Source organism: Neorhizobium fuzhouense (assembly GCF_042611105.1).
In the GTDB taxonomy this organism is placed as follows: Bacteria; Pseudomonadota; Alphaproteobacteria; order Rhizobiales; family Rhizobiaceae; genus Neorhizobium; species Neorhizobium galegae_A.
On sequence record NZ_JBHFFP010000005.1, the window covers coordinates 175,706 to 200,947 of the forward strand.

Genomic DNA, 25,242 nt, shown 5'->3' on the forward strand with positions numbered 1-25,242 from the left:
CGTCTTCAATGGAGCAGAGGCAGAGGCGGCTGTAAATGCTGCAACGCGACATATGCTGGCTACTGTGTCGAAGCACAGGCACCGCCCCGCCCGGACAGCGGGCCGCTAGTCGGCAACAACAGGCATGTAGAGATCGCCGCCTTCGCGGTATTTCGCCGCCATCGCCTCCAGCCCCTCCTTCTGCGCCTCGGCCCGAATATCGTGGGAGATCCGCATGGAGCAGAATTTCGGGCCGCACATGGAGCAGAAATGTGCCACCTTGTGCGCCTCCTTCGGCAAGGTTTCGTCATGCATGGAGCGGGCCGTTTCCGGATCGAGGGAGAGGTTGAACTGGTCCTCCCAGCGAAACTCGAACCGCGCGCGAGACAGCGCATCATCGCGCAATTGGGCGGCCGGATGCCCCTTGGCGAGATCGGCGGCATGGGCTGCGATCTTGTAGGTGATGACGCCGACCTTCACGTCATTGCGGTCGGGAAGGCCGAGATGCTCTTTTGGCGTGACGTAACACAGCATGGCGGTGCCAAACCAGCCGATCATCGCGGCCCCGATGGCCGACGTGATGTGATCGTAACCCGGCGCGATGTCGGTGGTCAGTGGACCCAGCGTATAGAAGGGCGCCTCGCCGCAGGTTTTCAGCTGCTTGTCCATGTTTTCCTTGATCTTGTGCATCGGCACATGGCCGGGGCCTTCGATCATCACCTGGCAGTCTTTTTTCCAGGCGATTTTTGTCAGCTCGCCAAGCGTTTCCAGTTCGGCAAATTGTGCGGCATCATTGGCATCGGCAATCGAGCCCGGGCGCAACCCGTCGCCCAGCGAAAACGACACGTCATAGGCGCGGGCGATGTCGCAGATCTCGTCGAAATGCTCGTAAAGAAAGCTTTCCTTGTGATGGTGCAGGCACCACTTGGCCATGATCGAGCCGCCGCGCGAGACGATGCCGGTGACGCGGTTGACGGTGAGATGGATATAGGAAAGCCGCACGCCGGCATGGATGGTGAAATAATCGACGCCCTGTTCGGCCTGTTCGATCAGCGTGTCGCGATAGACCTCCCAGCTGAGATCTTCGGCAATGCCGCCGACCTTTTCCAGCGCCTGATAGAGCGGCACGGTGCCGATTGGCACCGGTGCATTGCGGATGATCCAGTCGCGGATGTTGTGGATGTTGCGCCCGGTCGACAGGTCCATCACCGTATCGGTACCCCAGCGGATGGCCCAGACCATCTTTTCCACCTCCTCCGCCATGGACGAAGTCACGGCGGAATTGCCGATATTGGCATTGATCTTGACGAGGAAATTGCGGCCGATCACCATCGGCTCCAGTTCCGGGTGGTTGATGTTGGCGGGAATGATCGCCCGCCCTGCCGCCACTTCGGCACGCACGAATTCCGGCGTGACATGGTCTGGAATCTGGGCGCCAAAGCTTTCGCCATCGCGGACCAGCGCTTCCTGGGCTGCCTTGCGGCCAAGGTTTTCGCGGATGGCAACAAATTCCATTTCGGGTGTGATGATGCCCGCGCGGGCATAGGCCAGCTGCGTGACGGCCTTACCGCCGCGCGCCCGCAAGGGGGTGTGACGCACCGGAAATTCCGGCGTCAGCCTGTCGCCGCTGACAAAACCATTGTCTGCCGCACTCACCGGGCGGCCCTCGTAAGCTTCCACATCGCCGCGCGCTAACAGCCAGTCGTATCGCGGGCGGGTGAGACCGGCATCGATGGCAATGGTGACGGCGGGATCGGTGTAAGGCCCGGAGGCATCGTAGACAGTGACCGGTGGTTCGCCGGCCGTCGGGTGCAGCGCGATCTGGCGCAGTGGCACGCGCAGATCGGGATAGAGGTCTCCGGCAAGGTGGATCTTGGTCGAGGCCGGCAGCGGGCCGGTGGTGACTTCGGGGGTGGGAAAAGGTCGGGCAATGTTCATCGTGAGGCTCCAAGGGTTGGAGACCCAGTCATGTCAGCCGGAAAGATGGAGAAACGCCTGCCGCGATCCTGCAAGACAGGATTTCTGGCATCTGCAGCGCGCACCGTCCCTACGCCAGTATGAACTGGATCAGGTTCAACGGGTCACTGCGCTGCCTCTTTCAAAGCCCAGCAGTATCTCAGCCCCTTGGCGGGACCCCCCTGGTGAATGCGATGGAGTGTCGGCAAAGAGGTGCCGGATGTCAATGGAAAGCCGCAGCTTTCGGACCTGCCCCCGAAGCTTCACACTCGGATCGTCTGTCTGGGAGAGGGGAGGCCCGGCCGAAGATGTTGGGGGGCTGGGGGTAAGGTCAACACATCCAGCCGGGCCAATATGGCGCGAACGCGCCAACTGTCGAGCGTGAACCTGATCGCCAATTCCGGCAGGGTTTTGTTCGAAATCGGGCAGAAGAAGAGAATTGTCGGGGCAGCGGCGTATGCAGGTGCCTCTGCCTTTTGCGTGTGCTGTCGGGTTGATTTTTTCTAAGGCTGAGGCACACTGTCATGTGAGTGTTACATGGCGTTGGGAGCATTGATGACCGATCAGCCAGACGTATTCGGGCGCGACCGTCCCCCAGAAGGGGCCGTGGTCGTCGAACTGAGCCAGTACCGCCAGAACAGTGACCCGATCCCCATCACCTTCCACCGGCGAGAGCTGGATGCGATCCTGCGCATCTATGGCCGCATGGTCGGCGAAGGCGAGTGGAAGGATTATGCGATCGATCATCTGAAGGACAAGGCGGTGTTTTCGATCTTCAAGCGCTCCGGCGAAATGCCGCTCTACCGCATCGAGAAGAACCCGAAGCTTGCGGGAAAGCAGGGTGCGTTCAGCGTTATGAACACGCATGGCATGATCCTGAAGCGCGGCCATGAGCTGCCGCAGGTGCTGAAAGTGTTCGACAAGGTGTTGAAGCTCGTCGATTGAGACGCCCTTTGACCGGCGGGCGGCAGGAAGGCTGAGAGCGATTGCCTTTCAGCCGGCAAACAGCGTGCCCGGATAGGTGTCGAGATCCGGGTCGGTCGAGGTGCCGGCGCCGAGTTCCCTTTGCATGAAGATCGTATCCAGCCATGTGCCGTGCTTGTAGCCGGTGCCTTGCATCGTGCCGACCATGCGAAAGCCGAGTGCCGCATGAAGGCCCGCAGAGGCGGGACTTGCGCCGCCGATCACGGCCACCATCTGGCGAAAGCCAAGCGCTGTCGTGCGTGTGATGAGTTCGGCCAGCAGCGCCTTGCCGATGCCGCGGCCACGTGCTTCCGGCGCCAGATAAATCGAATCTTCCACCAGCCAGCGATAGGCGGGCCGTGTGCGAAAGGCGGAGGCATAGGCGTAGCCGAGGAGGCTGCCATCCTCGTCTTCTGCGGCAATATAGGGATATCCCTTGGCGATGATGGCCTCGAAACGGGCGCGCATCTCCGCCTCATCCGGTGCCACCAGCTCATAGCTTGCCGTCCCGTTCAGCACGCTGTCGCGGTAGATGGCGGTGATGATCGAAATGTCGGAAAGGGTGGCGTCGCGCAGGCGCAAGGTCATGAAAACACTGCCAGTTAAATGTGATACGCCGACAGTAGGACGCGCGGCCAAGCCTTGCAAGATGTTGGTCAAGGCTCTGTCACCACAAAAAAAAGGCGGCCCGCGAAGGCCGCCTTTCGAACATCTGCCTGTCCGACTGCTTAGTTGTTCCGGTTGCCCAGGAACTGCAGCATGAACATGAACAGGTTGATGAAGTCGAGATAAAGCGTCAGCGCACCCATGATTGCCTTGCGGCCCATCACGGCTGCATCGTCGCCGTCGAAATACATTTCCTTGATCTTCTGCGTGTCATAGGCGGTGAGGCCCGCAAAGATCAGCACGCCGAGCACCGAAACCGCGAAGGACAGGGCCGACGAAGCAAGGAAGATGTTGACGACAGAGGCGATGATCAGGCCGAAGAGACCCATGATCAGGAACGAGCCCATGGCCGTCAGGTCACGCTTCGTGGTGTAGCCGTAAAGCGACAGGGCACCGAACGAGGCAGCCGTCACGAAGAAGGTCTGCACGATGCTCTGGCCGGTATAGACCAGGAAGATCGAGGACAGCGACAGGCCCATCAGGCCGGCATAGACCCAGAAAGCGGTCTGTGCGGCCGAAACGCTCATCCTGTTGATGCGGTAGCTCAGGAAGAAAACCATTCCGAGCGGGGCCAACATCACAACCCAGCGCAGCGGGCTGGCATAAAGCGCGGTGCCAAAGGCCGTCAGATGCCCGTTCTCCACGGCAAGCTGCCATGTGCCGAACGAGGCAAGACCGGTAATCACCAGGCCCAGCGCCATCAGGTTGTAGACCTTCAGCATATAGGTGCGAAGGCCTTGGTCGATCAGTTCAGCCGAACCGGCACGTGCCTGGGCAGCGCGGTTCTGGAAGTTGTAGTCAGACATATTCGTCCTCTTAAAGCTTCGGTGTTGCTACGGTGTCCGGATGGTATCCATCTCTGCGCCGCTGCGAAGCTCAGCAAGCCTGTCACGAATATGCGGACAGATGTCTTTTCGTTCAAGTGCCTGCCGCCCGATTCGGCGAGGTGACAAAAATTTAATCCGCAGAAAAGGGCGGCCTTTTCCCGGGCAACCTCAAAGCTCGCGCAGCACCGGAGCCGCCTTCTGGCCGAGGATTCGCCACGTCCCGGCAAGACCGATGCCGACCGTCAGCACCAGGGCTGCAATGAGCGTGATCACTGCCACGTCCGGCAGGAAGGTTGCCGGCAGCTTCATGATGCGGGAGACCACGAACCAGGCAGCACCTGAGCCGGCTGAGAGGGCAAAGACGGCCGTGGCAAAACCCAGGATCATGTACTCGTAGGCAAAGGCGCGCATCAGCATGCGCCGTGTGCCGCCAAGCGTCTTCAGGATCACGGCGTCGTGGGTGCGCGCCCGGTTGCCGGAGGCAAGTGCGCCGGCGAGAACCAGCACCGAGGCCACAAGCGCGACCGCTGCGGCTGCACGAATGGCGGTGGCGAGCTGTCCCATCAGCTGCTCGGCAATGTCGAGCGCATCCTTCACCCGAACGCTGGTGATGGTCGGATAGGAATTGGTGACCGCGCGCAGGATCGCACCCTCCTTTGCCGGCGTGGCGCTCTGGTCGGTCAGCGTCGCAAGCCAGGCATGCGGGGCGCCGCGGAACGTGTTGGGCGAAAACACCATGACGAAATTGATCGACAGAGAGCGCCATTCGATCTGGCGGAAATTGGCGATGCGTGCGGTGATGTTACGGCCAAGCACGTTGACGGTGACCGTATCGCCGATCTTCAGGCCAAGTTCGCCGGCCTCTTCGGCGGAAAAGGAGACAAGCGGTTCGCCGCTATAGTTTTCCGGCCACCATTCTCCTTGCGTGATCGTCGCGTTGGCTGGCAGCGTCTCGTCATAGGTGATGCCACGGTCGCCGCGCAGCACCCAGCGTCCGCCCGGCGGCACGTTCATCTGGCTGACATCCTGTCCGTTGAAGGAGAGGATGCGTCCGCGCAGCATCGGCACCTGGGTAATCTCGCCTTGCGGTGCCTGCTGCTTCAGAATGTTGACGAAGCCTTCGCGCTCGCTGCCCTGGATATCGACAAAAAAGAAGTTCGGCGCCTGCTGCATCATCGTGCCGGAGAGCTGCCGGCGCAGGTTGCCGTCAATGAGCGCAAGCGTGACCAGAAGGGCAAGGCCAAGGCCCAGCGAGAGAACGACCGAGGGCGTCAGTGCGCCGGGGCGGTGGATATTGCCGATGGCAAGCCTCAGTGCCGGGGAGTTGACGCGCGGGCTGCGGCGGGCGAGGGCGGCGATGGCGCTGGCGACGATCCGCAGAAGAACGAAGGCCACCGCGACGGCGCCCAGAAAGACCACGGCAATGAACCGGTCATCGGCCGAGAAGATGGCAAGCCCGGCAAGGCCCGCAAGCGCAAGACCTGCCGCAGCAAGATAGGGCCAGGACGGAAGCCCGCTCTGGTCAAAGCCCTGTTCGCGAAACAGAGCCGTTGCCGGCACTTCGCGGGCATGGCCAAGCGGCAGCACGGCAAAGGCAAAGGTGGTGAGAAGGCCAAACAGCGCCGCAAGCCCGAGCGCGGCCGGATAAAAGGCGGTTTCTGACGGTACGGGCAGGAGATCACGCAGGAAGCCCAGGGCGATGAAAGGCGCGACCGCACCGATCAGCAGGCCGATGGCAATGCCGACGCCGCCGATCAGCAGGATCTGGAACAGATAGATCAGCGTCACCACGAAGGCCGGTGCGCCGAGGCATTTGAAGGTGGCAATGGTGGTGCGCTTGGAATCGAGGAAGGCGCGCACCGCATTGGCAACGCCGACCCCGCCAACGATGAGCGCGGTCAGGCCCACCAGCGTGAGAAACTGCGAGAAGCGGTCGACATTTTCGGTGAGCGAGGGGGCGGCCCGATCGGCGGTGCGGATGGACCAGCCGGCAGAGGGAAATTGCTTGTTGGCAATGGCGCCAAGGCTCGCCCTTTGGTCTGGATTATGCAGCTTGATCTTGTAGGCATGTTCGACAAGGCTTCCGGTCTGGATCAGGCCGGAAGCGGCAAGCGCCTCGCGGCTGAGCAGCAGGCGCGGCGCAAAGCCAAACCCTTCCGAGAGGGCATCCGGCTCGCTCGAGAGAGTCGCCGTCAGGCGAATGCGCGCATTGCCGAGCAAAATCTCGTCGCCGATCTTCAGGCCCATGCGCTCCAGAAGCAGGGGCGCCGCAACGCCGCCGTAAGCCTGCGCCTGCTCGCCGAGAAGCTCGCTCAAGGGCCGCGCAGGCTCCGTGACCACCGTGCCGTAGAGCGGATAGGCGCCATCCACCGCCTTTGCCTCGACCAGCGCCTGCTCTGACCCGTCGGGCAACCGTGCCATCGAGCGCAGACCAGTTGAGACGGCAACCTGTCCGAGGCTGTCGAGGAACGCCTTTTCGTCCGGCGTTGCTTCCCGGTTGTTGAGTTCAAAGCGGATATCGCCGGCGAGCAGCGCCTGCCCCTGCGTGGCAATCGCGCCGGTAATGGCGCGGGAGACGGAATTGACGGCGGCAATGGCGCCGGTGCCAAGCGCAATGCAGGCAAGGAAGATGTAGAAGCCGGAGAGGCCGCCGCGCAATTCGCGCAGCGCAAGCTTCAGGGCAATCGCGATGCGGGGAAACGTCGTCCTCATGCAAAGGCCGCCGCAGCTGCAGCGGATCTTACACTGTCGGCGGCGATCTCGCCGGAGCGGACGCGGATCTGGCGGGTGCAGCGGGCGGCAAGCGCATTGTCATGCGTCACCAGCAGCAGCGTCATGCCGCGCTCGGCCTGCTTGGCAAACAGGAGATCGGCGATCTGCCGCCCGGTTTCCGTGTCGAGATTTCCGGTCGGTTCGTCGGCAATCAGCACGGCGGGCGAGGGGGCGAGCGCCCGGGCAATCGCCACGCGCTGCTGCTCGCCACCGGACAGCTGGCCCGGATAATGCGACAGGCGTTCGCCAAGGCCAACCGACGTCAGTTCGACGCGCGCGATGTCGAAGGCGTTCTTCACGTTCGCCAGTTCCAGCGGCACGGCAACGTTCTCCAGTGCCGTCATATTGGCAATCAGGTGAAACGACTGGAAGACGATGCCGATATTTCGGCCCCGAAAATCGGCCAGTGCATCTTCGCCAAGCGCGTGAAGCGGCGTGTCGCGGATGATGATCTCGCCGCTGTCCAGACGCTCGAGCCCGGCCAGAACCATCAGAAGCGTCGACTTGCCGGAGCCGGACGGACCGACGATGCCGACCGCTTCACCTCGCCGGATCTCAAGATCGATCCCCTTCAGCACATGCACGGAGGCGGCCGCATTTCCAAGCGTCAGATCCGCCTTCTTCAGGGTGATGATGGTTTCAGTCACGGCAAAGCACCCTATATTGGCAGAACATCGACGTTACAGATACGTTTGCCGCACTGCGGCGGACCAGCACAATCTAGGGATGGCCCCATGAAATTCAAAGCGGCACTGCTTCACGTGATTGTCATTGCAGGTCTCACCCTTGCCGGTTCCGCGCAGGCAAAGACGCTTCAGCTTGTCGGCTTCGGTGACAGCCTGATGGCGGGCTATCAGTTGCCGCCGACGCAGTCCTATACGGCGCTCCTGGAAAAGGCCTTGAAGGCGCGCGGCCACGACGTGGCAATCGCCAATGCCGGGGTGTCGGGCGATACGACGGCTGCCGGCCTGTCGCGCGTCGACTGGTCGGTGCCGGACGGCACCGATGGCGTGATCCTTGAACTCGGCGCCAATGATGCCCTGCGCGGCATTGCGCCGGCGGAGACGGAAAAGAATCTCGATGCGATCATCACCCGGCTCAAAGCGCGCAACATTCCCGTGCTGCTCGCGGGCATGATTGCGCCGCCCAACATGGGCGGCAGTTACGGCGAACGCTATAACGGCATCTATACGCGCCTCTCGGAAAAGCACGGCGTCCCGCTTTATCCGTTCTTTCTGGATGGGGTGGTGGCAACGCCTGGCCTGCAACTGGAGGACGGCATGCATCCGAACGCCAAGGGCGTCCAGGTCATGGTGGATCGTTCCCTGAAGGCCGTGGAAGCGTTTCTGTTGGGGATCACGACGATCCAATGAATGTTGCATAGCAAAAATCAGTGCTTGCGCGGATGACATTTGCGTGGTCCGCTACGGATGTCGCTTAAGAGATTCGAGGAGGTTCGCTATGCCGAGACTTTTCACCGCCCTCGAAATCCCGCGCAATGCTGCCATGAGCCTCTCCCTCTTGCGGGGGGGCTTGCCGGGTGCACGCTGGATCGATGTCGAGAATTATCACATCACGCTGCGATTTATCGGCGATGTCGACGGGCGAACCGCCGACGAGATCGTCAACCGCCTGGACCGCGTCGACCGGGAAGAATTCCAGATCAGCCTCAACGGTATCGGCTCCTTCGGCTCGAAGAAACCGCATTCGGTCTGGGCCGGCGTCTCTGCCTCGCCGGAACTGAACGCGCTGCAAGGCGAGATCGAGCGGATCTGCCAGAGGATCGGTCTGCCGCCGGATCCGCGAAAGTTCATGCCCCATGTGACGCTTGCCCGCCTGCGCTCTGCCCGGGTGGAGGACGTGGTGCATTACCTTTCCGGCCGCGGCAATTTCTACACCGCGCCCTTCATGGTCGGCCGGTTCGTGCTGATGTCGTCGAAGGAATCGGTCGGCGGCGGGCCTTACCTGACGGAAGAAATATTTCCGCTCCAGGAAAGCCTGTCCTCCTACGCGGCCCATGATTACCAGGCGGAAAAGACGCTGTTCTGAGGCTTTGCGATGCGCGATGAAAAGCTGGATGCGGCGGCGATTGCCGCCGGTCTTTCGACGCTGGAGGGATGGCTGCTGGCGCCCGATGGAGACGCCATCCTGAAGGAGTTCACCTTCCGCAATTTCCGCGAGGCTTTCGGCTTCATGACGCAGTGCGCGCTCTGCGCGGAAAAGCTTGATCATCATCCCGAATGGAAAAATGTCTATGCATCGGTGTCCGTGCGTCTGACCACCCATGACAGCGGCGGCCTGACCGAGCGCGACTTCAAGCTGGCGCGGATGTTCGACAGGGCGGCTCAGCATCTGACGGCGCCGTGATTGAACTCGACGCGGGCCGGACCCATATCACCGGGGTTCGCAATCGAGAGGAAGGCCGTCATGGACGACGTCAAGATCGGAGAAATTCTTGCGCCGGGCGATGAAGAAACCCAGGCAAAGCAGGAAAAGCGCGTTCGTGCGAAATTCTGGCCGACGCTGAAACGCGCCATCCGTTATGTGCCCTTCAGCCGCGACCTGGTGGCAGCTTATTATTGTGCGATGGACCCCAAGACGCCGCTTCGGGTGCGCGGCGTGCTTCTGGCAGCGCTTGGCTATTTCGTGCTTCCGATCGACATCGTGCCCGACATGTTCCTGATGGTCGGCTTTACCGACGATGTGGCGGTTCTGGCGGCTGCCTTCCGCATGGTGCAGGCCTATATCGATGACAGCCATTACGAGGCGGCCGATCGCGCACTTTCCAATCAGGATCTCGGTAGTGCCGGAGCCGAGCCTGCCGCCGGGTGACGGCACGGCGGAGTGTTCTTCCAAACCGGCCAAACTCTTGCCCGAATTCTCGGTTCATTGACTGTCCAGACTGTGGAGCCGGGGCCAGGCCCTGCTGCCTGAAACGGCGCAGCCTGCGTTTTTCGGTCGGCAGGCCTCTTCAAAACACCTATGCATTCCCTGTTGACGATTTGGTAACCGAAATTAAGTCAAAGTCGAACGGATCTCGACCAAGCCCGGCCATTTGCCGCCCGGTCGGCCGTTGAATGAGAAAACTGGCAGGACACAATGTTTGTAAGACAGATCGCCATCGCGTCGACCCTTCTGCTCGCCAGCGCAGCGTTTGCGTCCGCGCAGGCACCCGCCCCGACCCGGATCGAGCAGTTCAAGAACTGGGGCGCCTATTCCTACAAGTCCGGCAATAGCACCGTCTGCTACGTGCTGTCCGTGCCCACCACCAAGGAACCGGCCAGCGTCGATCACGGCGATGTCTTCTTCATCATCTCGCAGCGTCCCGGCCAGAACATCTCCTACGAGCCGCAGGCGATGATGGGCTACACGCTGAAGGCCGATTCGAAGGTGAACGTCACCATCGACAAGAAGAATTTCGTCCTGTTCGTCAAGGACAAGGCCGCCTGGGTGGAAAACGCCGCCGAAGAGCCGGCGCTTGTGGCGGCCATGAAGACCGGCTCCAGCATGACGGTCAAGGCCACCTCGCTGCGCGGCACGGCCACCAGCTATTCCTATTCGCTGGCGGGCATCTCGCAGGCTCTGAAGAAGATCGAAACCTGCAAGTAAGTGTCTTGGCACAGGATGCGATAAAGCCGGCCACAGCGCCGGCTTTTTGCATGAGGGGTGACGGCGCTGCCTTTTGATGGTAAAGGCACGCGCAACAGACGGCCCGGTTCATTCCTTATGAGGCCGCCGAACGCATTTCACCGATGAGAAGACGGGGGCTGACCCGGTGCTGATGCGCCGAGAGGCGCAGCCGTTTGAATGGGATCAAGAGCATGTCGGTTTCCGAAGCCATCGTCATGGCGGATAGCGTCAAGAAGCCCCTCGTGGCACGCCCGGACATGGCGTCCGAAAAGCCCTCGCTGATCGGGCTCACCCGCGAGGAAATGGGCAAGGCCCTGGTGGAAAAGGGCGTTCCGGAAAAGCAGGTGCGCATGCGTGTGAGCCAGCTCTGGCACTGGCTCTACATTCGCGGTGTCTCCGATTTCGATGCCATGACCAATGTGGCCAAAGACATGCGCGAAATGCTGAAGCGGCATTTCACCATCGCCCGGCCGGAGATCGTCGAGGAGCAGGTGTCCAATGACGGCACCCGCAAGTGGCTCTTGCGCTTTCCGCCCCGTGGCGCCGGCCGGCCGGTCGAAATCGAAACCGTCTATATTCCCGAAGAAGGCCGCGGCACGCTCTGCATCTCGAGCCAGGTCGGCTGTTCGCTCACCTGTTCCTTCTGCCACACCGGCACGCAGCGCCTGGTGCGCAACCTGACGTCGGAAGAAATTCTGGCGCAGCTGCTTCTGGCGCGGGACCGGCTGGGCGATTTTCCCGGCGCCGATACGCCCCCCGGCGCGTTCGTTCCGACGGGCGACCGCAAGGTCACCAATATCGTGATGATGGGCATGGGCGAGCCGCTCTATAATTTCGACAACGTCAAGACGGCGCTGCTGATTGCAACCGACGGCGACGGCCTGTCGCTGTCCAAGCGCCGCGTGACGCTCTCCACCTCCGGCGTCGTGCCGGAAATTTTCCGCACCGGCGACGAGATCGGCGTGATGCTGGCGATTTCGCTGCATGCGGTGCGCGACGAATTGCGCGACATGCTGGTGCCGATCAACAAGAAATATCCGCTCAAAGACCTGATAGAGGCATGCCGGAATTATCCGGGCCTGTCCAATGCGCGCCGCATCACCTTCGAATATGTGATGCTGAAGGACGTCAACGACAGCCTGGAAGATGCCAAGGCCCTGATCAAGCTCCTGAAGGGCGTGCCGGCAAAGATCAATCTCATTCCGTTCAACCCGTGGCCGGGCACGAATTACCAGTGCTCCGACTGGGCGACGATCGAGAAATTTGCCGATTTCATCAATCAGGCCGGCTATGCCTCGCCGATCCGCACCCCGCGCGGCCGCGATATTCTGGCTGCCTGCGGCCAGCTGAAGTCGGAATCGGAGCGTATGCGCAAGACCGAGCGTCTGGCCTTCGAGGCGATGATGATCGCCGGCCACGGCGAAGACGACTGATATCAGGCGCCGAGGAAGCGGGCCTCACGCCTGACGGAAGAATGCTTCACTGGAAGACAGACGCGAGGCCGTTCCCGCAAGTGATCGGCTGCCGCTCAGCCCGTTGAGTGAAAGCTGCTTTTCGAAGTGTTCGAGGGCCGTTGCCGTGCGGCCGGGCTGCTCCTGCAACTTTGCCAGGCTCTTCAGGAACGTCCTTCCGGCCTGCTTCAGGGACGCTGGCGTTTGATCGTTTGACACCAGACTTTGGGCATTGGCGACCGCTTCGCCGAGCCGAAGGGCTAGAAGTCCGCCTTCTGCCGCATCGACCGTCGTGCCGCCGCTTTTCTCGGACCATCGAATAAGGCGCAGGATGCGGTGATAGAGCCGTGCGCGCCAGATCTCCACGCGGTCGGAGGCAAGCGTCCCGGTGTCGGCCATATGCTGCAAGTCGTGCACGATCATGCGAATGATCAATCGCATGCGGCCCTGCGGATGCACGGGGAAGGCATAGGTGAATGCGAGGAGCGCGACAACCGGCCCCAAGACGACCGACATGGCCTGTGCCACGGCCTCGGCCGGCTGAAGATGGGTCGGGAAGGCCGGGCCAAGCAGCAGGAGCGAGACCATGTTGAAATCCATTCCGACAAACATGGACTTGCGATGGCTCATCACCAGGGCTCCGATGAGGATGACCGGCATCACCATCAGAACCATGGCCAGTTCGCTTTCGGCCAGGGGCATGGCATAGAGGCGAACGACTGTCGCGACACTTGCTCCGGCCAGGGTGCCGACAATGCCGAAGCGCATGATGCGCGCGGGATGGTCGAAGGTTGAAAACAAGCTGGTCATGATGGCAGTGCCCATGACCATGAAAGGGCCGATGGCGAGATCGGTCAAAAGCCAGATGGCGCCCACGCCCAGAACCGAAAGCGCTGCACGCAGCCCCGCCTGGCGAGCGCCGATCCAGTCTCTGTGCAAATGGAGGGAGGGAATGCGCTGCGCCTCCAGTTCTCCCGCCTGCTCAAGCCCCTGCCAGGCGGTCTGCAGGCTTGCCAATCTTCGGGCGAGATCTGACTGGGAGGAGCCGGCCAGTGCCTCAAGCTCTGGCGATGGGTCATCGCTGTCGAGATGTGTGTCTTCAGGCGCATTGAGCAGGAGATCCATGGCTGCGGCAAGCACCGACCGGACAGCGCGCATTTTGGCCGCCATGCCGATCTTTCCTGCCAGTTGAACCTCAAGACTTTCGTCGATTGCCGCGAGCTCCGACAGAATGGCGGCCGTCTCCTCCCGCTTCATGACATAGGGTGCATGATCCGTGACATGAGCGGTGACGCGCTCGACCGTCTGCCGAATACGATGATGTAAATTGCTTTCCGCGCTCTTCGGCGTGAAGAGCAGACCTGTCAGCGTCGAAGTCGCAGCGCCGATGAGGATGGTCAGGATGCGGTCCTGCGCCAATCCAAGGACCAGGGTCGGATTGTCATGATCCAGCATGGCAATCATGGCCGCCGAATAGCCGGCGAGCAATGTCACATAGGAAAGCGGTCCTCGCAGAAGGTTGCCGGTCGTGGCGCAAAGCCCGATCCAGAGAGCAAGACAGACCAGCAGCAGGGGCGGATTGGATGACAGGAAAATCACCATCAAGGTGCCGATACCCGCACCAATCAAGGTGCCGGCGATGCGTGACAGGCTTTTTTCAAGCCACAGCCCGCGTGTGGGCTGAGCGACGACCCAGATGGTCATGGCCGCCCATTGCGGATGGTGCAGGCCGAGCGCAAACGCGACAAGCATTGCAAGGCAACCGGCAATCGCGGTGCGCCCACAGAACAACAGCCTCTGCCGATCAAACCCGGACAGGAGGGTTTCAACATTCAGCGTCATGCGTCGTCCTCTGAGGGCCTTTTGAGATCGGACAGTCTGGCTTCGATCCTTGCTATCAAGGAAAGGGCAGATCTGATTTCGGCATCCGACACGTCCTGCAGCATGGCTGCTTCGATGTGATGCAATTGCTGCTGGATTTCGCGGGTTTTCTGGTGTCCGAGCTCTGTGAGGTAGAGCCTGCGCGCCCTTCTGTCCGTCTCGTCCGCACGGCGCTCCACGAGACCTCTCGCTGCAAGGATATCGATAAGGCGGACGATGCTGGACACATCGAGACCGGAGAGGGCTGCCAGATCCTTCTGGAGAAGACCATCGCCATTGTGCGCGATGTAAATGAGCGGCGTCCAGCTTGCATCGGTGAGCCCACTGGCGGCCAGATGCTGGTCGATAAACTGTCGCCACCGGCGCGCGATCACCACGAGGTCCGCCCCGAAGCGGAATCGCAGATTGTCAGAATTAGTTTCCATCAAAATAGTTTGAATAGAAACTATATGAATTTGAAGAGCCGCGGACGCAGCGGAGCTATGCAGAAAGCAGCATTGTCAGCCTTGCGCGAAATCCTTGAATTTAGGGTTCGTCACAGACAGTCGCCCCAGTTGGCATCGAATATCGAGCACGGATGCCTTAACGGGAGGAGCAGTTCAGCGAGACTGCGTCATCAGGATCTTGACCGCGAAGATAGAAAAGATGCCGGCAAAGCTGTAATCGATGCCGCGCAAGACCTTCCGGTTGTTCTGCAGCCAGCCCGACAGAATGCCTGCGCCATAGATGATGCCGATGCCGATCGGCAGCGACAGGATGATCGACCAGAGGCCGAGAAACATCAGCTTGCCGGTCACATGCGGATCGTCCGCCGTGACGAACTGGGGCAGGAAGGTCATGAAGAAGATGATGACCTTCGGATTGAGAAGGTTGACCCAGAGCCCGTTGACGAAGGCGCCGGCGCGGGAAGCCTGCCGCTCACCATCGGCCTTCACCACAAAATTCGAGCCATGGCGGATGGCCTGCACGGCGAGCCACAGCAGGTAGGCTGCACCGCCCGTCTTCAGCATCGTAAAGGCGGTGGGGGAGGCGACGATCAGCGCCGAAATGCCGAAGGCCACCAGCATCGTGTGAATGGCAATCCCGAAACTGGTGCCGGCAAGCACCATGAGCGCGGTCGCGCGCCCATCGCGCAGCGAGCGGCTGATCCACAGCGTCATGTCCGGGCCAGGCGTCAAGGCGAGCGCCAGGATGGCGATGCTGAAGGCAAGAAGGACGGCAAGGCTCGGAATGAAGTCCATGAATGCACCGAAGAGCGAGAAAACTGAGTAAGGCGGATCTTTCCTCCTTACTCGGCTTCGCGGTGCTTGCCAATCATTGGCCCCGTTCGAGATGCGCCTTGAAGGCCTCGGCATAATCCTTGTGCCAGCGCGACAGCGGCGGGCGGTTCTCGATGATGTCGCCGGCGGCCCAGGCGATGCGCTTTTCGTCGAGCGCCCGGTCCACGTCGTTGTCGGGGCACAGAATGTAGAAATCCCCGCGCGAAAGGCTTTCCAGCATGAAGTCGACGGTCTGCTCCGGCGTCCAGGCGGCGGCCGGCTTTTCGGTGCGGCCATTGGCGGTGAGGCCGGTATAGACAAAGCCCGGGATCAGCAGATGGGCGGACGCATTCGCGCCCTCCGTATTGCGCAACTCGTGCTGCAGCGCCTCGGTGAAGGCTTTGACGCCGGCCTTTGCGACATTGTAGGCCGGATCGCCGGGCGGCGTGGTGATGCCCTGCTTGGAGCCGGTATTGATGATGAGAGCCGGATCGCGGTGCGCCACCATGCCGGGGCCAAAGGTGCGCGTGCCGTTGATGACGCCCATCAGGTTGACGGCAAACACGCTGTCCCAGTTGGCCTGCGGGCCGAAGAGCGCGCTGCCGGGCTGGATGCCGGCGTTGTTCATCAGCACATGCACGCGCCCGAAACGCTGGATGACGGCCCGCTCTAAGGCTTCCAGCTCGTCGAGGCGTGCGACATCGGCGCCGATGGCCACGACGTCGGTCTCGCCGTTTTCCGAAACGGCCGCCACGTCAATGGCTGCCTGCGCCAGCCGGTCGCCTTCGAGATCGACGAGGACGACGCAAAGGCCGAGACGGGCGAAAGCCTTTGCCGCGGCAAGTCCGATGCCGGAAGCCGCGCCGGTAACGACGGCCACATGGCCTTTGGTGAGGCCCGGATGGTGAACGCTCATGGCCGAACTCCTTGAGGATGTGTTTCTTCTAGCAACATGCGGGATATGGTGCCATGGCTGCATGTCGTCAACACGACGCGGCAAGACGAGGGGGAGGCACAGCCGTTTGACTTCGATGCGCTTCTTGCGGGTAAGCACGGCAAATATGGCGCCTGACCGCGCAGTTGTCGCCTACCGCCCAAGCGCAGGATCGAAATCATCCGCATCCTCCACCGCCGCATGACCATCGGCCGTTACCTCTGACGTTTTGGCGACCGTCCCGCCCTTGCGCCGCGCGGCAAACTCGCTAAAAGTGCCGCCATTCAAGATCTCAGGCGGGTTTTCGGCCCGCACTCCCAGACGGAACTCATTGCCATGGCCCTCCCAAAAGACGTGAAGAAAGTCGTTCTTGCCTATTCCGGCGGTCTCGACACCTCGATCATCCTGAAATGGCTCCAGACCGAACTCGGTGCGGAAGTCGTGACCTTCACCGCCGATCTCGGCCAGGGCGAGGAGCTTGAGCCGGCGCGCAAGAAGGCCGAGATGCTGGGCATCAAGGAAATCTTCATCGAGGACGTGCGCGAGGAATTCGTGCGCGATTTCGTCTTCCCGATGTTCCGCGCCAATGCCGTCTATGAAGGCGTCTACCTGCTCGGCACCTCGATTGCCCGTCCGCTGATCTCCAAGCACCTGATCGACATCGCCAGGAAGACCGGTGCCGATGCCATCGCCCATGGCGCCACCGGCAAGGGCAATGACCAGGTGCGTTTCGAGCTGTCGGCCTATGCGCTGAACCCGGATATCAAGATTATCGCGCCGTGGCGCGACTGGGCCTTCAAGAGCCGCACCGACCTTCTGGCCTTTGCCGAACAGAACCAGATCCCTGTCGCCAAGGACAAGAAGGGCGAGGCGCCGTTCTCCGTGGACGCCAACCTTCTGCATTCCTCTTCCGAGGGCAAGGTTCTTGAGGATCCCTCCGTCGAGGCCCCGGAATATGTGCATATGCGCACGATTTCTCCGGAAGCGGCTCCCGACAAGGCCACCGTCATCAAGGTCGGTTTTGAAAGGGGCGATGCCGTCTCGATCAACGGCGTGCGCATGAGCCCGGCCACGCTGCTCGCCGAGCTGAACACCTATGGCCGTGACAATGGCATCGGCCGCCTCGACCTCGTCGAAAACCGTTTTGTCGGCATGAAGTCGCGCGGCGTCTACGAGACCCCCGGCGGCACGATCCTGTTGTCGGCGCACCGCGCCATTGAATCCATCACGCTCGACCGGGGTGCAGCCCACCTGAAGGACGAGCTGATGCCGCGCTATGCGGAGCTTATCTATTACGGCTTCTGGTTCTCGCCGGAGCGGGAAATGCTGCAGGCGCTCATCGACAAGAGCCAGGAACATGTCGAAGGCGAAGTGACGCTGAAGCTCTACAAGGGCAATGTCATGGTCATCGGCCGTGAATCGGCAAAGTCGCTCTATTCCGACCAGCTCGTCACCTTCGAAGACGATCAGGGCGCCTATGACCAGAAGGATGCGGCCGGCTTCATCAAGCTGAATGCTCTGCGCCTGCGCACGCTCGCCAAGCGTAATCTCGGCAAGTAACAGGCCTTTTTCGTAAAAGCTTCGAAACCCGTCTGCCCCGGCAGGCGGGTTTTTTGTGTGCGTCAGGCGCGCCGTTCCAGCATGTGCAGCGCAATGAAACCGGCAACGGCTGTCAGTTCCATGATCGGGATAATCGTTCCGAAGGCGGTCAATGGGTCGCCGATGGCCGCGGCCGCAAGGCCGCCGAGAAAGCCCGCCGTCATCTGGATGAAGCCCGTGAGCGCCGAGGCGGAGCCTGCGACATGCGGGAAGGGCGCCATGCTCGCCGTCACCACATGCGGGGTGAGGAAGGCGAGGCCGAAGGTGCAGATGGCGACCGGTCCCATGATCGACAGGAAGAACGGTGGCACGAAGGCGACCGACAGCGCCATGATGATGCCGCCTGTGCCGCAAAGGCTGATGCCGGTGAGGGCCGCCCGCGGCCCGCCAAGGCGCTTCACGACCAGTTTGAGCGTCAGCGAGCCCAGAAGATAAAAGCCGGATTGCATCAGCATGCCGACGCCGAACTGGGTGGGCGAGAGCCCGACCTTGTTGATCAGCACAAAGGGCAGCATGGTGGCTTGCGCGTAAAGCGCCCCGATGGTGCCGGCCAGAACCATGCAGGCTGCGAGAAACTGCAGATTGCCGGCAACTTCCGCATAAGTCCGCAGAAGTCGGGCCGGCTGGAGGCGCTGAAGATCCGGCACGACGGTCTCGCGCAAGAACAGCAGCGTGCACAGCCCTGCCAGCACGCCGAAGCCCACCATCAGCAGAAACACCGCATGCCAGTTGAAGGCGGCAAGCGTCAGCCCGCCAAGCGTCGGGCCCATGGCGGGTCCAACGGCCAGAAAAATGCCGATCGTGTTGAGGATGCGCGCCGCATCCGCCCCGACGAAGAGATCGCGGACAATGGCGCGCCCGACAACGACGCCCACGGAGGCACCGATACCCTGCACGAGGCGCGCGGCCAGGATGAACTCCACGGACGGCGCAAGCACGGCCAGCATCGAGCCGATCAGATAGATCGAGAGGAAGATCAGCGTTGCCGCCTTGCGGCCCAGCGCGTCCGACAATGGTCCGGCCACAAGCTGCGCCAGTGCAAAGCCGGCAAAGAACATCGACAGGCTGAGCTTGATTGCCGCTTCCGTCGTTCCAAGGGCGCGTACCAGTTCCGGCATCGCGGGTGTATAGATCGCCATCGAGATGGGGCCGAGCGTGGTCAGAAGCGCGCCGAGAAAGGTCGTGCGCCCCTCGCTCATGCTGCGGGCGAGGAAAGGCTTTGGCATTACGGACATTCCGGGGTTTCGGGAAGAGGAGCGGTTTCCCCTTGGAAATTGGCATTCATCCGCTCCAAGAGGCGGCACAGCAGCAATGCCTCGTCGGGCGCCATGCCGGCTGTGGCCTTCAGGATCACGCTATCCAGCTCCTTGCGGATGGCCAGAATGAGCGGAGCGCAGGACGGCGTCAGCGTCACCCGCTTGGCGCGGCGGTCGGCCGGGTCCGGCTGCCGCTCGATGAGCCCAAGCGCCTGCAGCTTGTCGAGGAAGGCGCAGACCGTCATCGGTTCGATGCCCATGCGGGCGGCGATGTCGAGCTGCCGGCAATCTTTCAGGGCATGGATGTTGAGAAGTGTGCGCGCTTCGGCGGGCGTGATGCCAAGGCCGGCATCGGCAATGCGTCGTTCGAAGGCTGCGCGCAGGAGGCGCGCACCGTCGGTGACGAGAAATCCCAGTCTGTGGATGTCCGCTTCTTTATCCATGATGCCCTGCCGCTTGCTAAGGCACCCTTACTATCTTTCCCGCGCGAGGCAACTGCCAAGAAAGGGATTGGCGTGGCCTGGAAAGGCCGGGCTGAGGATTTGCAGGATCCTCGCCGTCACGCCTCGATGAAGTCGAGGACCGAGGCGAAGGTGAGCGCCTTGTCCTCGTCGCCCAGCGACTGGGCCAGATCGTGCTGCTGGCGGAAATAATCCTGGAAGTCGAATTCGGTATCGTCCGTGACGCCCGAGAGATCCAGCACGCGGCCGCTGGTATCGACGGCCTGAACGGGCAGTTCCTGGGCAAGGGCGATATACACGTCCTGTTGGATCGCGCCGGAAATATATCTCTGGAGGGCAAGTTCACGCAGAAGACGCGGTGAAATGGCGGAAAAGTCGATGGCGCCTGCAGACACGTCGATGCGATCGAAAACGCGCTGCGCTTCCGGGCTCGGTATGAACTGCGGTTTCTCATGTCTGGTATTGAAACCCTGCTCTTGTTGAAGCAAGCTCCCGGACCAGTTGAAGGAAGTGATTTCCACGGCCACTATCCACGCTCATCGGATATGGTTGCAGAAAATAACGAACGGTTGCAGGGCGTCAATTATCAATAATGAGCTAATACTTCTTGTAGTTGAGGGCTAGCCTTCACAGACCCGCCATCTTCCCCTGCTCGGATGGCGCTCTATCAATGACCCAGAGGACAGTGAGATGACAGTGCAGACGACAATCACCCCCGCGCTCGTGGACTGGAACGGACAGAATGGACTGCCGATGTTCGAGCGCGTCGAGGACGGCGATTTCGCAGCCGCATTCGATGCTGCCCTGGCGCTGCATGATGCGGAAATCAAAGAGATTTCCGAAAATCCTGAAGCACCGGACTTCGACAATACCATCGTGGCGCTGGAAGTTGCCGGCGATGAACTGTCGCGCATTTCCGCACTGTTCTGGAACAAGGCCGGCGCCCATACCAATGACGTGATCCAGTCTCTGGAGCGCGAGATCGCGCCGAAAATGTCGCGCCATTACTCGCGCATCGCCATGAACGTAGACCTCTTTACCCGAGTCGATACGCTGTGGCAGGCCCGCGAGACGCTCGAACTGACGGTTGAGCAGGTCCGAGTCCTCGAGCGGCACTGGAAAGGTTTCGTGCGCGCCGGCGCCAAGCTTTCCAAGGACCAGCAGGAACGGCTGGCGAAAATCAACGAGACGCTGGCAAGCCTCGGCGCCCAGTTCGGCCAGAATGTCCTGTCGGATGAAAAGGCCTGGTCGCTGATCATCGCGGATGAGGCCGACCTTGCAGGGTTGCCGGCTTTCCTGCGGGACGCGATGGCCTCTGCCGCCCGTGACCGGGGCGAGCCGGAGGGACATTTCGCCGTCACCCTGTCGCGCTCGATCATCGAGCCCTTCCTCACCTTCTCCAGCCGCCGGGATCTGCGCGAACAGGCATTTCGGGCCTGGGTGAAGCGCGGCGAAAATGGTGGCGCGACCGATAATATTGCCATCGTGCGCGAAACGCTGTCGCTGCGTGCCGAAAAGGCAAAGCTGCTCGGCTATGACAGTTTTGCCGCCTACAAGCTGGACGAAACGATGGCCAAGACCCCGGCGACCGTCAACGACCTCTTGATGAAGGTTTGGGAAAAGGCCCGTACCAAAGCGCTGGAAGAAGAAGCAAGCCTTGCGGGCCTGATTGCCGAAGAGGGCGCCAATCATCCCGTCGCCCCGTGGGACTGGCGCTACTATGCCGAAAAGCTGCGCGAACGAATGTTCGATTTTTCCGAATCCGAACTGAAGCCCTACCTGCAGCTCGAAAAGATCATCGAGGCCTGCTTCGACGTCGCGAACCGCCTGTTCGGCGTCACTGTCACCGAGCTGAAGGGCGTGACCGCCTATCATCCCGATGTGCGGGTGTTCGAGGTGCGCGATGGCGAGGGCAGCCTGAAGGCGATGTTCCTCGGCGATTACTTTGCCCGCTCCTCCAAGCGTTCCGGCGCCTGGATGAGTTCGTTCCAGAGCCAGCACAAGCTGACGCTGAAGAACGGCCTGGTGGGCGAACTGCCGATCATCTACAATGTCTGCAACTTTGCAAAGCCTGCCGCCGGAAAGCCGGCTCTTCTGTCGCTCGATGACGCGCGCACGCTGTTCCATGAGTTCGGCCACGGCCTGCATGGCATGCTGTCGGATGTCACCTATCCGTCCGTATCGGGCACCGGTGTTTCGCGCGATTTCGTCGAACTGCCCTCGCAGCTTTACGAACACTGGCTGACGGTGCCGGAAATCCTCACCCGCTACGCCGTGCATTACGAGACGGGCGAAGCCATGCCGAAGGCGCTGCTCGACAAGGTTCTGGCGGCGCGCACCTTCAATGCCGGCTTCAACACGGTGGAATTCACCTCCTCGGCACTGGTCGACATGGCGTTCCACACGCGAAGCGAACCGGTGGAGGATCCGATGGCGGTGCAGGCAGAGGTGCTGTCGAGCATCGGCCTGCCGTCCTCCATCGTCATGCGCCACGCCACGCCGCATTTCCAGCACGTGTTCTCCGGCGACGGCTATTCGGCCGGCTACTATTCCTACATGTGGTCGGAAGTGCTGGATGCCGATGCCTTTGCCGCCTTCGAGGAAAGCGGCAATGCCTTCGATCCGGTCATGGCGCGCAAGCTGAAGAACAACATCTATTCGGTCGGCGGCTCCATCGATCCGGAAGAGACCTATGTGGCCTTCCGCGGCAAGCTGCCGGATCCGTCCGCCATGCTGAAGAAGAAGGGTCTTGCCATGGTGGCGGAACTGTCAGGCAGCGACGCCTGAGCGGATAGGGGCGGTCTTCGCCCTCCACCCTTTTCGTGGTGGGGGCGGGCAGGAAAGGATGGTTGGGTGAGCGGGTGTCGCATAAGCTTCATGCGACTCTCCTAGGGAGGTTCTTCTTGAGGGGCATCCGCTATGACTGCGATTATCCGCGCCGAACATGTTGCTAAAATATTTCGCCAGCAGGTGCGCCGGTCTGGCATGCTCGGGCCGCTCAAGGATTTCGTGATGCCGGTCACGCGTCCGGTCAACGCTGTCGATGGCATTTCCTTTGACATCGAACCGGGAGAGGCCGTCGGTTACCTCGGGCCGAACGGCGCCGGCAAATCCACCATGATCAAGATGCTGACCGGCATCCTGGCGCCGTCTGCCGGCACGGTCAGCGTTCTGGGGCGAAATCCGCAGGCGCAACGCGTGCTCAATGCCCGCCAGATCGGCGTTGTCTTTGGTCAGCGCACGCAGCTCTGGTGGGAGCTGCCGCTCGCCGAAAGCTTCGAGCTGCACCGGCGCATGTACCGCGTGCCAGCGTCTGTCTATCAGCGCAACCGTGCCGATCTGGTCGAGATGATGGAGCTATCGGCCTTCATCGGGAGACCGGTTCGCCACTTGAGCCTTGGTCAGCGCATGCGCGCCGAGATCGCCATGGCGCTGATGCATGACCCGAAGATCCTGTTTCTCGACGAGCCGACGATCGGTCTCGACGTGGTGGCCAAGGATGTGGTGCGCAAGTTCCTCTCCCGCATCAACCGCGAGCGCGGCACCACCATCATCCTGACGACCCATGACCTGCAGGATATCGAGGAGATCTGCCCGCGCCTGATCATGGTGGATGACGGCAAGCTGCTGTTTGACGGAACGATCGCGGCGCTGCGCGTGACCTTTGGCGCAAGGCGCCGGCTGACGCTGGAATTCGCACAGGACCCCGGCCATGTCGAACTGGACCGGGCCGAACCGGCCGGCGGCGAGGGCGTGCAGCGCCTGTTCCTGCTGCCGGATGATCAGCGACCGCTTTTGCACATCCTCTCGGCGCTGAAGGCGGGGGCCGATCTGCGCGATGTGCGGCTGCATGAACCGGGCATCGAGGAGATCATCCGCACCCATTACCAGTCCAAGGTCTCGGCATGAGTGCTTTTCTGGCGCTTATCACGGCGGCCTTCCTGCGCGAGGCCGAGCATCGCTCCCGCATCCTCATGCGCATCCTGGGCGGCCTGGTCGAAATCCTTGCGCGCATTTCCATCTGGAAGGCGGCCTTTGGCGGGCATGGCACGCTCTCTGGTATCAGCCTTGATGAGATGATCACCTATTCGCTGATCGGCGGCACGATCCTGTCCAGCTGGGATGCCACGATGATCGTGCGCGATGTCGGTGCGACCATCCGCACCGGTGCCATCGGCAGCTCGCTGCTTCGCCCCATGCACTATCCGGTCATGCTACTGGCCGAGCAGATCGGTGTGCGCCTGTTCGACTGGCTGCTGATTTCGCTGCCCGTCATTGTGATCATGGGTTCGATCTACGGGCTGCAGCCGCCGGCAAGCCTTGCCCATGCGCTGCTGTTTGTCGGCTATGTCGTGGTGTCGCTTGCCATCCTGATGGGGTTTGCCATTCTCGTCGGGCTCCTGTCCTTCTGGGTCTTCGATGCCCATGCACTCGAATGGTTCATGCGTGGTCTTCTGGCGGTACTATCCGGCGGACTGGTGCCGATCTGGTTCTATCCGCAGGGGCTGGCGGAGGTGGCGCATGCTTTGCCTTTTTCCTGGATCGCCTATCATCCGCTCGCGGCATATCTCGGCCAGCGCGACCTCGCGGGCGACCTTCTGATCCTTGCAGCCGGCGCCGGATGGGCCGCGGTTTTCGCTTTCGCCGTCGCCTTCATCTGGTCGCGTGCCTGCGCCCAGGTCGTCGTGCAGGGAGGCTGAGATGCGCGACACCCTCTCGCTGCTCTTTTATCTCATGCGGCTTCGGGTGCGCACGCGGCTGGAGTTCCGCGCGGCACTTCTGATCACCTGGCTCGCGCAGGCCTTCGGCTATGCCGGCATCTTCGCCTCCATCTGGCTGATCCTCACCCGGTTTGGCACGATCGGCGGCTGGACCTGGCCGCAGATGGCCTTTCTTCTCGGATTTCACACGCTCGGCTATGCGCTCGGCGCCTGCTTCACGCTGGTCCAGCTGCGCCGCATGGAGGACATCGTTCTCGGCGGCGAGTTCGACACACTGCTGGTGCGGCCGTTGAACCCGTGGGCGTACCTGGTCTTTTCCGGCTTCAACATCGAATATGGCGGCCATATCGCGCTTGGGGCAGGTCTTGTCGCCTGGGCCTGGCCTCAACTGTCCATCGCCTGGACCACCGATACCTGTCTGCTGCTGGCCGGCGAGCTGGTCAGCGCGGCCCTCATCACCGCCTCCATGATCACCATCATCGCCGCCTGTGCCCTCGTGCTCGGTCGCGCCCGCTATCTGTTCGGCATCTATTTCGACTTCTGGGAACTGTCGCGCTATCCGGCAAGCATCTTTGCCGCGCCGTTCCAGGTGGCTCTGCTTTCAATCATTCCGCTGGGCTACATGGCCTATGTGCCCGTCGCCGTCCTGCTTGGACGGCCCGTTCCCTATCTTGGCGCGTTTGCAGAAATTGCGGCCCTTTCTGCGGGTCCTCTCTCTGCCGTTGCCGCCTTCTTCTTCTGGCGTTTCTGCCTGAAACGCTACCAGGGCGGCGGCGGATGACGCGTTTTCACGGCCTCTCTCACCCCCGCGCCCTCGCTCCCCCTTTCGCGTTTGCGAAAAACAGGGTATGGGGGCGCCAACGAAAATTGGCGCGGTCTGTGGATCA

General features: G+C 61.7%; 24 protein-coding genes and 1 riboswitch. Of the genes, 12 read left to right on the plus strand and 12 right to left on the minus strand.

Annotation, left to right across the window (positions count from 1 at the left end; genetic code table 11):
- Window positions 1–105 precede the first annotated feature (105 nt).
- Entirely contained in the window at window positions 106–1,917 is a 1,812-nt protein-coding gene (thiC, locus tag ACEXP3_RS11205; RefSeq protein WP_377297339.1) for a phosphomethylpyrimidine synthase ThiC, read from the minus strand.
- An 88-nt stretch (window positions 1,918–2,005) separates the two neighbouring features.
- A riboswitch (TPP riboswitch) is annotated at window positions 2,006–2,129 on the minus strand.
- Between the two features lie 361 nt (window positions 2,130–2,490).
- Between thiC and ACEXP3_RS11210 the strand changes: the two genes are divergently transcribed.
- Entirely contained in the window at window positions 2,491–2,880 is a 390-nt protein-coding gene (locus ACEXP3_RS11210; protein WP_377297340.1) for a DUF2794 domain-containing protein, read from the plus strand.
- Between the two features lie 48 nt (window positions 2,881–2,928).
- Here the strand turns inward: ACEXP3_RS11210 and ACEXP3_RS11215 are convergent, their stop codons facing one another.
- The 4 genes from ACEXP3_RS11215 to ACEXP3_RS11230 all read right to left on the minus strand — a co-directional run bounded on the left by ACEXP3_RS11215 (window position 2,929) and on the right by ACEXP3_RS11230 (window position 7,810).
- On the minus strand, window positions 2,929–3,486 hold the full coding sequence (locus tag ACEXP3_RS11215; RefSeq protein ID WP_377297341.1) for a GNAT family N-acetyltransferase: 558 nt from the start codon (window positions 3,484–3,486) through the stop codon (window positions 2,929–2,931).
- Window positions 3,487–3,626: 140 nt separating this feature from the next.
- On the minus strand, window positions 3,627–4,370 hold the full coding sequence (locus ACEXP3_RS11220) for a Bax inhibitor-1/YccA family protein (RefSeq protein ID WP_377297342.1): 744 nt from the start codon (window positions 4,368–4,370) through the stop codon (window positions 3,627–3,629).
- A 189-nt stretch (window positions 4,371–4,559) separates the two neighbouring features.
- The gene (locus tag ACEXP3_RS11225; RefSeq protein WP_377297343.1) at window positions 4,560–7,103 is read right to left on the minus strand and encodes an ABC transporter permease; all 2,544 of its coding nucleotides are present in this window, start codon (window positions 7,101–7,103) and stop codon (window positions 4,560–4,562) included.
- Entirely contained in the window at window positions 7,100–7,810 is a 711-nt protein-coding gene (locus ACEXP3_RS11230; RefSeq protein WP_377297344.1) for an ABC transporter ATP-binding protein, read from the minus strand. Before ACEXP3_RS11230 ends, ACEXP3_RS11225 begins: the two co-directional genes overlap by 4 nt.
- Window positions 7,811–7,897: 87 nt before the next feature.
- On the opposite strand from ACEXP3_RS11230, the gene ACEXP3_RS11235 reads away from it, so the two are divergent.
- From ACEXP3_RS11235 to rlmN, 6 genes are all read left to right on the plus strand, one after another.
- Entirely contained in the window at window positions 7,898–8,536 is a 639-nt protein-coding gene (locus tag ACEXP3_RS11235) for an arylesterase (protein WP_377297345.1), read from the plus strand.
- A gap of 88 nt (window positions 8,537–8,624) precedes the next feature.
- Entirely contained in the window at window positions 8,625–9,212 is a 588-nt protein-coding gene (gene thpR, locus ACEXP3_RS11240; protein ID WP_210105884.1) for an RNA 2',3'-cyclic phosphodiesterase, read from the plus strand.
- A gap of 9 nt (window positions 9,213–9,221) precedes the next feature.
- Window positions 9,222–9,530, plus strand: coding sequence for a 4a-hydroxytetrahydrobiopterin dehydratase (locus ACEXP3_RS11245; RefSeq protein ID WP_377297346.1), 309 nt, complete (start codon window positions 9,222–9,224; stop codon window positions 9,528–9,530).
- A gap of 60 nt (window positions 9,531–9,590) precedes the next feature.
- Window positions 9,591–9,995: a YkvA family protein gene (locus ACEXP3_RS11250; RefSeq protein WP_210105882.1), complete on the plus strand. Its 405-nt coding sequence runs from the start codon at window positions 9,591–9,593 to the stop codon at window positions 9,993–9,995.
- A 267-nt stretch (window positions 9,996–10,262) separates the two neighbouring features.
- Entirely contained in the window at window positions 10,263–10,772 is a 510-nt protein-coding gene (locus ACEXP3_RS11255; protein WP_210105881.1) for an invasion associated locus B family protein, read from the plus strand.
- A 212-nt stretch (window positions 10,773–10,984) separates the two neighbouring features.
- Entirely contained in the window at window positions 10,985–12,226 is a 1,242-nt protein-coding gene (rlmN, locus tag ACEXP3_RS11260) for a dual-specificity RNA methyltransferase RlmN (RefSeq protein ID WP_377297347.1), read from the plus strand.
- A gap of 24 nt (window positions 12,227–12,250) precedes the next feature.
- Here the strand turns inward: rlmN and ACEXP3_RS11265 are convergent, their stop codons facing one another.
- From ACEXP3_RS11265 to ACEXP3_RS11280, 4 genes are all read right to left on the minus strand, one after another.
- Window positions 12,251–14,086 (minus strand): FUSC family protein, encoded by a 1,836-nt coding sequence (locus tag ACEXP3_RS11265; protein WP_377297348.1) that lies wholly within the window; start codon window positions 14,084–14,086, stop codon window positions 12,251–12,253.
- Window positions 14,083–14,550, minus strand: a complete 468-nt coding sequence (locus ACEXP3_RS11270) for a MarR family winged helix-turn-helix transcriptional regulator (RefSeq protein ID WP_377297349.1) — start codon at window positions 14,548–14,550, stop codon at window positions 14,083–14,085. The genes ACEXP3_RS11265 and ACEXP3_RS11270 overlap by 4 nt, the downstream gene beginning before the upstream one ends.
- A gap of 174 nt (window positions 14,551–14,724) precedes the next feature.
- Window positions 14,725–15,366 carry a LysE family translocator gene (locus ACEXP3_RS11275; protein ID WP_377297350.1) on the minus strand — a complete coding sequence of 214 codons (642 nt, stop codon included), beginning with the start codon at window positions 15,364–15,366 and terminating at the stop codon, window positions 14,725–14,727.
- Window positions 15,367–15,439: 73 nt separating this feature from the next.
- Window positions 15,440–16,300, minus strand: a complete 861-nt coding sequence (locus tag ACEXP3_RS11280; RefSeq protein ID WP_377297351.1) for an SDR family NAD(P)-dependent oxidoreductase — start codon at window positions 16,298–16,300, stop codon at window positions 15,440–15,442.
- A gap of 354 nt (window positions 16,301–16,654) precedes the next feature.
- Between ACEXP3_RS11280 and ACEXP3_RS11285 the strand changes: the two genes are divergently transcribed.
- Window positions 16,655–17,878, plus strand: coding sequence for an argininosuccinate synthase (locus ACEXP3_RS11285; RefSeq protein WP_377297352.1), 1,224 nt, complete (start codon window positions 16,655–16,657; stop codon window positions 17,876–17,878).
- Between the two features lie 62 nt (window positions 17,879–17,940).
- On the opposite strand, the gene ACEXP3_RS11290 is transcribed toward ACEXP3_RS11285, so the two are convergent.
- From ACEXP3_RS11290 to ACEXP3_RS11300, 3 genes are all read right to left on the minus strand, one after another.
- A complete protein-coding gene (locus tag ACEXP3_RS11290) occupies window positions 17,941–19,116 on the minus strand; it encodes a multidrug effflux MFS transporter (protein WP_377297483.1) in 1,176 nt (391 codons plus the stop codon).
- Between the two features lie 26 nt (window positions 19,117–19,142).
- Entirely contained in the window at window positions 19,143–19,616 is a 474-nt protein-coding gene (locus tag ACEXP3_RS11295) for a MarR family winged helix-turn-helix transcriptional regulator (protein WP_377297353.1), read from the minus strand.
- Between the two features lie 116 nt (window positions 19,617–19,732).
- Window positions 19,733–20,155 carry a hypothetical protein gene (locus tag ACEXP3_RS11300; protein ID WP_210105871.1) on the minus strand — a complete coding sequence of 141 codons (423 nt, stop codon included), beginning with the start codon at window positions 20,153–20,155 and terminating at the stop codon, window positions 19,733–19,735.
- A gap of 169 nt (window positions 20,156–20,324) precedes the next feature.
- On the opposite strand from ACEXP3_RS11300, the gene ACEXP3_RS11305 reads away from it, so the two are divergent.
- The 4 genes from ACEXP3_RS11305 to ACEXP3_RS11320 all read left to right on the plus strand — a co-directional run bounded on the left by ACEXP3_RS11305 (window position 20,325) and on the right by ACEXP3_RS11320 (window position 25,136).
- Entirely contained in the window at window positions 20,325–22,421 is a 2,097-nt protein-coding gene (locus ACEXP3_RS11305; protein WP_377297354.1) for a M3 family metallopeptidase, read from the plus strand.
- Window positions 22,422–22,553: 132 nt separating this feature from the next.
- Window positions 22,554–23,543, plus strand: a complete 990-nt coding sequence (locus ACEXP3_RS11310; RefSeq protein ID WP_377297355.1) for an ABC transporter ATP-binding protein — start codon at window positions 22,554–22,556, stop codon at window positions 23,541–23,543.
- Entirely contained in the window at window positions 23,540–24,334 is a 795-nt protein-coding gene (locus tag ACEXP3_RS11315; protein ID WP_377297356.1) for an ABC transporter permease, read from the plus strand. The genes ACEXP3_RS11310 and ACEXP3_RS11315 overlap by 4 nt, the downstream gene beginning before the upstream one ends.
- A 1-nt stretch (window position 24,335) precedes the next feature.
- A complete protein-coding gene (locus ACEXP3_RS11320) occupies window positions 24,336–25,136 on the plus strand; it encodes an ABC transporter permease (RefSeq protein ID WP_377297357.1) in 801 nt (266 codons plus the stop codon).
- Window positions 25,137–25,242 lie beyond the last annotated feature (106 nt).

Excerpts from the sequence above, each read along its gene's own strand:
- thiC (WP_377297339.1), bottom strand. The coding sequence starts at position 1,917 with ATGAACATTGCCCGACCTTTTCCCACCCCCGAAGTCACCACCGGCCCG.
- ACEXP3_RS11210 (WP_377297340.1), top strand. The coding sequence starts at position 2,491 with ATGACCGATCAGCCAGACGTATTCGGGCGCGACCGTCCCCCAGAAGGG.
- ACEXP3_RS11215 (WP_377297341.1), bottom strand. The coding sequence starts at position 3,486 with ATGACCTTGCGCCTGCGCGACGCCACCCTTTCCGACATTTCGATCATC.
- ACEXP3_RS11220 (WP_377297342.1), bottom strand. The coding sequence starts at position 4,370 with ATGTCTGACTACAACTTCCAGAACCGCGCTGCCCAGGCACGTGCCGGT.
- ACEXP3_RS11225 (WP_377297343.1), bottom strand. The coding sequence starts at position 7,103 with ATGAGGACGACGTTTCCCCGCATCGCGATTGCCCTGAAGCTTGCGCTG.
- ACEXP3_RS11235 (WP_377297345.1), top strand. The coding sequence starts at position 7,898 with ATGAAATTCAAAGCGGCACTGCTTCACGTGATTGTCATTGCAGGTCTC.
- thpR (WP_210105884.1), top strand. The coding sequence starts at position 8,625 with ATGCCGAGACTTTTCACCGCCCTCGAAATCCCGCGCAATGCTGCCATG.
- ACEXP3_RS11245 (WP_377297346.1), top strand. The coding sequence starts at position 9,222 with ATGCGCGATGAAAAGCTGGATGCGGCGGCGATTGCCGCCGGTCTTTCG.
- ACEXP3_RS11250 (WP_210105882.1), top strand. The coding sequence starts at position 9,591 with ATGGACGACGTCAAGATCGGAGAAATTCTTGCGCCGGGCGATGAAGAA.
- ACEXP3_RS11255 (WP_210105881.1), top strand. The coding sequence starts at position 10,263 with ATGTTTGTAAGACAGATCGCCATCGCGTCGACCCTTCTGCTCGCCAGC.
- rlmN (WP_377297347.1), top strand. The coding sequence starts at position 10,985 with ATGTCGGTTTCCGAAGCCATCGTCATGGCGGATAGCGTCAAGAAGCCC.
- ACEXP3_RS11265 (WP_377297348.1), bottom strand. The coding sequence starts at position 14,086 with ATGACGCTGAATGTTGAAACCCTCCTGTCCGGGTTTGATCGGCAGAGG.
- ACEXP3_RS11270 (WP_377297349.1), bottom strand. The coding sequence starts at position 14,550 with ATGGAAACTAATTCTGACAATCTGCGATTCCGCTTCGGGGCGGACCTC.
- ACEXP3_RS11275 (WP_377297350.1), bottom strand. The coding sequence starts at position 15,366 with ATGGACTTCATTCCGAGCCTTGCCGTCCTTCTTGCCTTCAGCATCGCC.
- ACEXP3_RS11280 (WP_377297351.1), bottom strand. The coding sequence starts at position 16,300 with ATGAGCGTTCACCATCCGGGCCTCACCAAAGGCCATGTGGCCGTCGTT.
- ACEXP3_RS11285 (WP_377297352.1), top strand. The coding sequence starts at position 16,655 with ATGGCCCTCCCAAAAGACGTGAAGAAAGTCGTTCTTGCCTATTCCGGC.
- ACEXP3_RS11290 (WP_377297483.1), bottom strand. The coding sequence starts at position 19,116 with ATGAGCGAGGGGCGCACGACCTTTCTCGGCGCGCTTCTGACCACGCTC.
- ACEXP3_RS11295 (WP_377297353.1), bottom strand. The coding sequence starts at position 19,616 with ATGGATAAAGAAGCGGACATCCACAGACTGGGATTTCTCGTCACCGAC.
- ACEXP3_RS11305 (WP_377297354.1), top strand. The coding sequence starts at position 20,325 with ATGACAGTGCAGACGACAATCACCCCCGCGCTCGTGGACTGGAACGGA.
- ACEXP3_RS11310 (WP_377297355.1), top strand. The coding sequence starts at position 22,554 with ATGACTGCGATTATCCGCGCCGAACATGTTGCTAAAATATTTCGCCAG.
- ACEXP3_RS11315 (WP_377297356.1), top strand. The coding sequence starts at position 23,540 with ATGAGTGCTTTTCTGGCGCTTATCACGGCGGCCTTCCTGCGCGAGGCC.
- ACEXP3_RS11320 (WP_377297357.1), top strand. The coding sequence starts at position 24,336 with ATGCGCGACACCCTCTCGCTGCTCTTTTATCTCATGCGGCTTCGGGTG.